Origin of the sequence: Methylobacterium sp. WL120 (assembly GCF_008039465.1) — a bacterium.
In the GTDB taxonomy this organism is placed as follows: domain Bacteria; phylum Pseudomonadota; class Alphaproteobacteria; order Rhizobiales; family Beijerinckiaceae; genus Methylobacterium; species Methylobacterium cerastii.
Window position 1 is genome coordinate 1 of record NZ_VRUT01000182.1, and the last position, 8,359, is coordinate 8,359.

7 protein-coding genes and 2 pseudogenes are annotated in these 8,359 nt (G+C 73.3%); 5 read left to right on the forward strand and 4 right to left on the reverse strand.

What is annotated here, in order from left to right; genetic code table 11:
• From FV229_RS23210 to FV229_RS23220, 3 genes and pseudogenes are all read left to right on the forward strand, one after another.
• Positions 1-234 (forward strand): annotated as a pseudogene (locus FV229_RS23210) (hypothetical protein); the annotation flags it as partial.
• Positions 235-270: 36 nt separating this feature from the next.
• On the forward strand, positions 271-558 hold the full coding sequence (locus FV229_RS23215) for a hypothetical protein (RefSeq protein ID WP_246688306.1): 288 nt from the start codon (positions 271-273) through the stop codon (positions 556-558).
• Positions 559-916: 358 nt separating this feature from the next.
• Positions 917-1,537 carry a hypothetical protein gene (locus FV229_RS23220; protein ID WP_147754221.1) on the forward strand — a complete coding sequence of 207 codons (621 nt, stop codon included), beginning with the start codon at positions 917-919 and terminating at the stop codon, positions 1,535-1,537.
• Positions 1,538-1,677: 140 nt separating this feature from the next.
• Here the strand turns inward: FV229_RS23220 and FV229_RS23225 are convergent, their stop codons facing one another.
• Positions 1,678-2,772, reverse strand: coding sequence for a phosphoesterase (locus tag FV229_RS23225; RefSeq protein WP_246688307.1), 1,095 nt, complete (start codon positions 2,770-2,772; stop codon positions 1,678-1,680).
• 338 nt (positions 2,773-3,110) lie between these two features.
• Between FV229_RS23225 and FV229_RS23230 the strand changes: the two genes are divergently transcribed.
• The gene (locus FV229_RS23230; RefSeq protein WP_147754222.1) at positions 3,111-3,296 is read left to right on the forward strand and encodes a hypothetical protein; all 186 of its coding nucleotides are present in this window, start codon (positions 3,111-3,113) and stop codon (positions 3,294-3,296) included.
• Here FV229_RS23230 and FV229_RS23235 read toward each other — a convergent pair.
• From FV229_RS23235 to FV229_RS23245, 3 genes are all read right to left on the reverse strand, one after another.
• A complete protein-coding gene (locus FV229_RS23235) occupies positions 3,254-4,864 on the reverse strand; it encodes a CHASE3 domain-containing protein (protein ID WP_246688308.1) in 1,611 nt (536 codons plus the stop codon). The two genes, FV229_RS23230 and FV229_RS23235, sit on opposite strands and share 43 nt — an antisense overlap.
• Positions 4,861-6,276, reverse strand: coding sequence for a TAXI family TRAP transporter solute-binding subunit (locus FV229_RS23240; protein WP_147754223.1), 1,416 nt, complete (start codon positions 6,274-6,276; stop codon positions 4,861-4,863). Before FV229_RS23240 ends, FV229_RS23235 begins: the two co-directional genes overlap by 4 nt.
• Positions 6,277-6,607: 331 nt before the next feature.
• On the reverse strand, positions 6,608-7,213 hold the full coding sequence (locus FV229_RS23245; protein ID WP_238272815.1) for a sigma-70 family RNA polymerase sigma factor: 606 nt from the start codon (positions 7,211-7,213) through the stop codon (positions 6,608-6,610).
• Between the two features lie 340 nt (positions 7,214-7,553).
• Here FV229_RS23245 and FV229_RS23250 point away from each other — a divergent pair.
• Positions 7,554-8,359, forward strand: a pseudogene (locus tag FV229_RS23250) (hypothetical protein); the annotation flags it as partial.

Genomic DNA, 8,359 nt, shown 5'->3' on the forward strand with positions numbered 1-8,359 from the left:
GCCCTCGACGCCCTGCGCAAGCGCCAGGCCGACGCGCAGGGCGAGCTCGCCGCCCTCACCGAGACCCTGGCCAGCCGCAATACGGAGGCCGCGGCCCTCGACGGGCGGCTGGCCACGGCCCGGCAGGACCTCGCCACCGCCCAGGCGAAGCTCGCCGAGACCCGCCAGCAACTCGCCAGCCCGCCCGCCGCAGCACCGAACAAGCCCGGGAACGCGCCGCAGCCTGCGCGTTGACGACAGCCGGCTTCCGCAACCAACCGTGAGATCGACATGAACCGACGATTCACCACACGCGCAGGGCTCGCCCTCGCCTCCGCCCTGACCTTGCCCCTTGCTCTCCTGCAGCCGTCGGCGGCGCAGGAAGGGCCCGAGATGGAGGCCATGAAGGCGAATTGCGGCGGCGACTACCTCCGCCTCTGTGCCGGCATGAAGCCCGGAGGCCCCGAGGTGAAGGCCTGCTTCAAGCGCAACCGCCCGAACCTGTCGCCGGCCTGCTCGCAGGCCATCGCCACCTACGAGCGCTCGCGCGGCCGCTCGTCCGACGACGCAGATGAGTAACCCTGTGACGTGTTGAACCAGGGGCGCGGCCGGAACGGGGGCGAGGGCGGGGCTGTTTCAGGCCCGCTCGGCCCTTCGTATCCTCGTGCGGCCCGGCCGAGCCCCGCACCGCTTTCGGCCTACGGCCGCGATGGCGTCACGCCCCCACCGAGGGAGACGGGTGCCGACCGGGCGCTTCGCCCATCGGCTTCGGCGACTGGAAGCAACGAGCCGTGCGCAGGGAGCCATTCAAGCGCCCCACCTCGGCTATCCTTCAACGTCCGCCCTATATCTAAAATAAAAATTGCAAAATAGATCCTTTCATCTTGAACATGTTCCCAAATTCGGCGTTGACGACCGGCTCTACAAAAGGATATCCATGTCTCGCTTGAAGATGCTTTGCGGCGTCGCAGCCCTGTCCACCCTCGGCTTCCTCAACACGGCCGCCTACGCCCAGGATGGCGGCCCCTGCTCGGACGACATCGCCAAGCTCAAGCGCGAGCTCGGAACGCAGGTCGGCATGGGCGCGCCCGTCTCGCAGCCCGATACCGGCCAGCGCAAGGGACCGAACGAGGAAGCGGCCGACCAGACGGCGAGCACCACCGGAACCATGGCCAAGCCGGTCGGGAACGCCGACACGGACCGCGCCCAACAGGACGGCGCCGCCCGTGCGACCGGCGGATCGCCGGGCACGGTCGGCGGCGTCGCGGGCCCCGTCGCCGCCGCGACCGGGACCGGCCAGGCCAACTCCGTCGTCAACGGGCAGATCGCGACCTCGCCGGCCGACGTGCGGGCGCAGTCCGAGAACAAGCCGACCGCCGCCGTCGAGGCCGCGAAGGGCGGCGAGCCGTCGGCCCAGGCAAGCCTCTCGGCCGAGGACAAGGTCTCCCAGGCCAAGACGGCGCTGCAGCGCGCCACCGACCTCAACGCCAAGGGCGACCAGTCCTGCCGCGACGCGGTCCAGCAGGCCCGCTCGCTGATGCCGCAGCAGGGTCGCTGAGCCACCCCAAAAACCGTCGCAGGGCGTGTCCTCGACGCAGGACACGCCCTGCATCTTGCCGCTCGGGCGCCCGACCGTTCGACGGCTCCGTCACGTCAGCCTGAGCGGACGCGAACGCCGCGGCGCTAAAACATCGCCGGTCAGGCCTCGACCTCCGCCTTCGGAAAGCCGAGGCCGCGGACGAAGCCGTTCCAGTCGGCGTTCCGCAACGCGCCGCCGGTCGCCTGGGCGTGACCGTTGCCGTAGCGTCCGTCGGCGTTGGCCGGGCGGTGCTCGGCCAGGAAGGCGATGAGGTCGCGCCCGCTCGCCGAGCGCGCGGCGAAGTGGACCCAGCCGGGCCGATAGCCGACGTTGGCGGCGATCACGACCTTGTCCTTCAACCGGCCGCGCCATTGCTGCGCGATCAGCGGATGGATCTGGCAGGGCGAGTCCAGCACGATCAGCGCGACGTCGCCGCCGATCGCGGGCGGCACGCGCTTGGCCACCTCCATGGCGGCGCGGACCTCCGCCTTGGCCGCATGAAGAGCCGACGCGTCCGCGTCCTCGCCCTTGGTGATGCGCTTCGGGCCGTCCGATCCGAGGAGGAGCCGCAGCGCGGGGCTGGCGTCGGCGGCGGCCGTGCGGCGCGGGGCGTTGACGAGCGCCGTGGCGTCGCGAAGGGCGGTCTTGCCCCAGCGCGCCTGGGCCTCCGCCATCTCCGGAAAATCCAGCCCTTCGGCCATGTCGCCGATCAGGCCGACCGCGGCCAGCCACAGGAGGTCGGCCTGGTCGCCCAGGGCGCCGGCGGCCCACCAGGCGAGGAGGGCGGTGGTCGGCTCCGGATCGAGGCCGTTCCCGCTGATGGTGACGGCGCCCTCCGGTTCGCCGGTCGGGACGTGGTGGTCGATCACCAGCGTCGGGCGGCCCGGCAGCACGGGATCGGGCCGAGTGCCGAGGTCGGCGACGATCAGGCCGCCGGGCGCACGGGTGGCGATGCGGGCGGCGACCTCGGGGTCCCAGGGCGACTCGGCCTTGGCGACGACGAAGGCGTCGGCCTCGCGCCCGGCCTGCCGCAGGGCCCGGATCAGGATAGCGGCCGCGCTCAGGCCGTCGGCGTCGAAGTGGCTGACCACCAGCACCGGCGCGTCCGGCTCGAACGCGGCGAGGGCGGCCGCCATGGCGTCGCGTGCCGCCGCGCGGACGTCGTCGCGTCCCGACAGGCGTCCGAGGCCGGCCGTGCCCACCGTGTTCGTCATCAGTCGCTCGACTCCGCTCGCGCACCCGGCCTGCCCGCGCGCGAAGCGAGCGAGGCTTCCCCCGATCCTGCCAACGTCCGAGCCCACGATCCGACGACGGCGCGGCGCGGAAAAACCCATCCGCGGGCGGCAGCGAGGCGCGGATCGAACCCGGCTTGGCGGGGCGCTTCCGCCGCAGGATGCGCCCGGAACGCCGGAATTCGCGTCACGTTGGCCAGCGATGTCCGGAGCGACGGCGGCATGACGGCACCCTGGGTGGTCCGATCCGTGCCCGCCGGCCCTCGCCTCGGAGCAAGCGCTGCGACGACCTGTGGCGTCGAACCGACGGAGGCTGAGCCATGGACGACCCGACGCCCGTCGCCGTCGAGGCGCGCGACGACGCCCACGGGCGCTACCGCTGGCACCTGACGGACGCGGGCGGCGTGTCCGTCCGGGTCTCGCCGGAGACCTACGCGACGGATGAGGACGCGATCGAGGCCGGTCAGGCGGCGCTGGATGCGTTCGGAGCCGCAGCCCGATCCTGAGGCGTCGCCGAAGGGGACGGCCCCGCGGCGTCCTCGTCGTCGGGCGTGTGGTAGGGCATCGCCTCGGTCCGGCCCCGCAACGGGGCCCGGCCGACCTCGTGCCACCGGCCGGCATCCGAGCCCGCCGCCTGCCGCGCCGCGTCCGAGACCAGGATCGACACGCCATGCGCCTTGGTCGCCTGCTCCAGGCGGGCGGCGACGTTCACCGTGTCGCCGAGCACGGTGAATTCCAGGCGCATGTCCTCGCCGATGATGCCGCAGAACAGGTCGCCGTAGTGGATGCCGACGCCGATCCGCACCGGGGCGTGGCCGTCGTCCTTGAGGTTCCACCGGGCGATGATGGCGACGAGGTCCTTGGCGAAGGCGAGCGCCCGCGCGGCGTCGTCCGCCCGCGGCTCGGGCAGGCCGAACACGACCAGCGCCCCGTCGCCGATGAACTTGTCGACCACGCCGCCGCGAAGGCGGGCGATGCGCATCACACGGCGCCGGAACGCGGTGAGGAAGACCGAGAGTTCGTGCGGGTCGAGGTTCTCGGCCAGGGTGGTCGAGCCGCGCATGTCGACGAAGGCCACGGCGGCGTTCTGCCGGCGGCCGACCCGGAGGCTGTCGTCGGCGTCCGCGAGCCGCCCGGACAGCTCCTCGGGGAGGAACCGCGCCAGGCTCGCGCGGCGGCCGGCCTCCCGCAAGGCCGCGGTCGCGAGCACGGCGAGGAGCACGACGACCGCCGCGACGGTTGCCCAGACGGCGAGGGCGACGCGCGACACCGCCTCCTGCCGCGCGTCGAGCAGGGCCGCCTCGCGCGCCTCCATCTCGCGGACCAGGGTGCGGATCGCGTCCATCGTGCGCTTGCCCTGCCCCTCGGCGACGAGCCGTGCGCTTCCCGCCGCGTCGCCCGCCCGGCGCAGGGCGACGCCCTGGTCGAGCTCGCCCGCGAAACGATGCGCCAGCGCCCGCAGGCGAACGAGTTGCGCGAGCTGCTCCGGGTTGTCGGCGACGCGCTCGCGCAGGCGGTCGAGGTTGCGCTCGAAGGCCTCCCGGCTGGCGAGGAACGGCCCGAGGAACGCCTCGTCGCCGCTGATGATGAAGCCGCGCTGGCCGGTCTCGGCATCCTGCAACGCGGACAGGACCCGCGCGAGGCGGCCGTCGACCTCGACCGTATGGCGGACGGCGTCGCTCCCGTGCTGCTGGTAGACGACGCCCGCGACCGCGACGGCGATCATCACGACGAGGGCGGCAAAGCCCGCGCTCATCCAGGTGACGGTCCGCGACCGGACCAGGGTGAGGCGGAGCATCGTGCGCCCGAACCCCCGCAGGCCGCCCCAGCCCCGTTCCGCGGTCGCCGTCGGCGAGACCTGCGAGGACGGGGCGTCGCGCCAGGTCCGGGCGGGTTCAGGCGCGGTCGGCCCATCGCGCGACGCCGAAGAGCCGCCCGGATCGCCGCCCGGATCGCCGTCGGCGTTCCGGGTCCTCGGGCGATCGCTCGCAAGGGCGGCCGCAAACCCGGCCCGGTCCGTCCCGCGGCGCAAGCCGCGCGACGGCGGGCGTCGGCGCAGGCGAAAGGCGGTCATGCCTCGCCGCCGGCCAGATGCAGCCTCGGCTTGAACGGCGGCTTGCTGTCCGGCCCGTGCCCGGCCGTAGCCGCGTTGCGGCAATCGGCGACGGTGGCCTTGGCCGTCTCGATGGCGATGCCCACGGCGGCCATGGTCCGCATCTCCGGCGCGCGCGCCCGGGCATAGCGGACGACCTCGGTCGCGAGCCGGTCGATCTCGACGTTCAGCGCCGCGATGGCGGCCGGGTCGCGCAGGGTGCGCGCCTCGTCGATGATCGCCAGCAGGCGGTCGGTGACCTCGTCGATCCGTTCGCGGCGCAGGCCGGCCAGCCGCTGCCGCAGCCACGCCATCGCCGAGACCAGGCCGCCGGCGAGCGCCGCCAGCAGGTAGAGGGTGTCGCCGTAGCGGTCGACGAAGCTGTGCTGCTCGCGCTCGTAGTAGTCGATGGCGCCGGGGTGGATCGGAATCCGCGCGCTCGTGGCCGCCACCGTCGTCTCATAGGCCGGCGCCAGCACGTACTCGGCCGCGTCGCTCGTCTTGGCCGCGGCGGTGCGCAACTCGAACAGGTTCTGGGTCACGTCGGCCGCGACCACCCGGCCGAGCGAGGCGCGGGCCATCAGCCGATAGGAGGCGCCGACCGTCTTGACGTCGTCGTCGGGAAGCTTGGGCGCCCCGCCGAACAACCCGCCCGGGACCGTGACGGCCTGCAGGCGCGGGAAGCGCTCGATGATCGCCGCGTCGTCCGGCACGCCGACGAAGTTGACCTTGCCGCCCTTGCTGACGGCCTTGACCGCCTCGACGAGGGCCAGGGCCTTCGGTGCCGACGGGGCGATGATGCTCACGAAGGCGTCGACCGTCCGCGCCCGGATCGCCGGGCCGGCCTGCGCACCTTCGACCGGCACGAGCAGGACGGATTGCGCCGGCACCTTCGCGCCGACGGGCCCCGTCTCAAGGGTCAGGCCGTAATAGCCGAGGATGCTCTTCAGCAGCGAGAGGTCGGCGTCCTTGTGCGCGGCGATGCCGAGCCGCCGGCCGCCGAGCTTGGGAAACGCGTCGATCCCGGCGGTCTCCGGCGAGACGATGATCATCGCCTGGTCGCGCAGGATCGCCAGCGTCAGGCCGTTGGTCGGCAGGTCGACGTCGGGCCGCACCACCGCGAGGTCGGCGCGCCCGTCCTGGAGCGCCGCGGCGCTCTCGCGCACGTCGTCGAAGGGCAGGATCTTGAACCGGACGGCCTTGCCGCCGGCGTCGAGGGCGTCGGCGTAGGCCCTGATCAGGCCGGGCTCGGTCCCGTCGCGTGGGGCCACCGCGATGACGAGCGTCGTCGCCTGGGCCAGGTAGACGGCAACAGCTCCGGCCGCGACGAGGCCCGCGATGGCGACGGCGGCAAGCGTGCCGCGCGTGAACAGCCAGGGCGGGATCGTCGGCATCGGGGCGATGGGTCCATGAGCTGGACGACCGCGTCCGCGACCGCCTCAACACGCGGCGTGCGGCATCGGCTCCGTCCAGTCGCCTGCCGACGGCACGGATCGAGAGAACGTGATGGATCTCGCGCCGGTCAGCCGACCGTCGAGGACGCCGCTTCCGGCGAGGGCACCTCGGCGCCCGAGGCGCCACAGCCGAGGACGACGGCCTTCCGGAAGGCCGCGCGCTGCTCGGGCGCCGGCATCGCAAGTTAGCCGTCGATGGCGGCGCGGACGCGGGCGGCGGCGGCCTCCGCGTCGGCCCAATCCTCGGGCGTCGCGCCGGCCGCGCCGTCGGTCACGCCACGCCCAGGATCTGGGAGAGACGTTCGCGCGCCCGGCTCACCCGGCTCTTCACCGTGCCCGGCTGGCACCCGAGGACGAGGGCCGCCTCCTCGTAAGGCAGGCCCTCGATCACCACGAGGAGCAGGGTCTCGCGCTGTTCGGCGGGAAGTGCGTCCAGCGCGACCTGCAGCTCGATCAGCCCGATCCGGTGCTCCTGCTCGGCCGGCGCGCTCAAGCCCGCGGCGAAGATGCCGTCGACGTCCGGAACCTCGCGCCGGTAGCGCTTGCCCTGGTTGATGTGCGCGTTGCGCAGGATCGTGAACAGCCAGGCGACGAGGTTGGTGCCGGCCTGGAAGCGGGACCGGTTCTCCCAGGCCTTCAACAGGGTCGCCTGCACCAGGTCGTCGGCTTCCGCCGCGCTGCGGGTGCGCATCATCGCGAAGCGGCGCAGCCGCGGCACCGCCTGGATCAGGCTGTCGCTGAAGGCCTTCGTCACCTGCCGTTCCGCCTGGGCGTCCAGCAGCGCGGCCCGCAAGCGAAGCAGGACCTGCCCGAGGCGCGTGTCGGGGTCGGCCTCGGCGACCGTCGGGAAGAGTTCATCCAGGCGCCTGCCGATCATATCGCGGACATGACGGGGCAATCCCTCGCTCGCGGAGAGTTCTTCAGGCTCTGTACTTAAGTCCATAGGGATCGTGCGTCCTGTGTTCGTAGAGGAGATGGTGTTGACCAGGCTCTCTACGGTCCGGCTCGTGTCCTCGGTTCTGGATGATCGATCACGTTCACGTCAATGGTGCGACTATACCAGTTTCCACCCAAACCCACCACGGAACCCGATCATCGCGACGTTGTTACGGGCCTTGCTCCGAGCCGCGGCGACACCGCCGCCCCGGGGCGGATCGCGCGCTCCCGACAGCCGGGACCGCAGGCGCCGAGGCTGGCGCCGCAGGGGGGATTCCGGCATGTCGATCGGTCTGCGTGACGCTCTCGTCCGGTGGTTCCTGGGCTTGCTCGTCGGCGTCGGCGTCGTCGCGACCCTGCTCGGCAAGCGCCGCCGGACGCCGGACGCGGCGCCCGACATCGCCCCCGCGACGCCGGCTGCGGTGCGTGGACGCGGCCTCGCCGTCGCGCTCCTCGCCCTGCTCTTCGGGATCGGGCTGATCCTCGCGTTCTACGGGCGCGACGGGATCCAGCGGCCCTTCCTGCCGGTGGCCTCGACGGCCGACGGTTCGGCCGCGCCCGCCCTGGCCAGCCGCGGCGACGCCCGCATGCCGGAGGCCGGAACGCCCGCTTCGGGCGGGTCGGCAGCGAAGGCCGGGGCCGGCCAGGGCGCCGAGGCCGGACGAGCAGCCGGCGCCCGCGGCGAGAATACCCCGCCCGCCGCGGAGCCGGTCGCGCCGACCTTCGAGACCCTCCGCATCGAACCGAACGGGGAGGCCGTCGTGGCGGAGCGATCGACGCCGAACGGCACCGTGACGCTGCTGGTTGACGGCAAGCCGACGGCGCAGGCGCTCGCCGACGCCGGAGGCCGGTTCGCGATCGTGCCGCCCGCCCTCCCGGCCGGCAACAGCGAGCTCGGGCTGGCCGTCACCGACGCCCAGGGCCGGATCCGCCGGTCCCAGGAAAGCGTCGCGGTGGCGGTCTCGCCCACGCGGGACGCGAAGCCGCTCGTGGCCTTGAGCGCGCCGGACGCGCCGACCCGGGTGCTGTCGCAACCGGACCCGGCCGCGACCGCGCGCGCCACCGGGCGAACGGATGCGGCCACCGC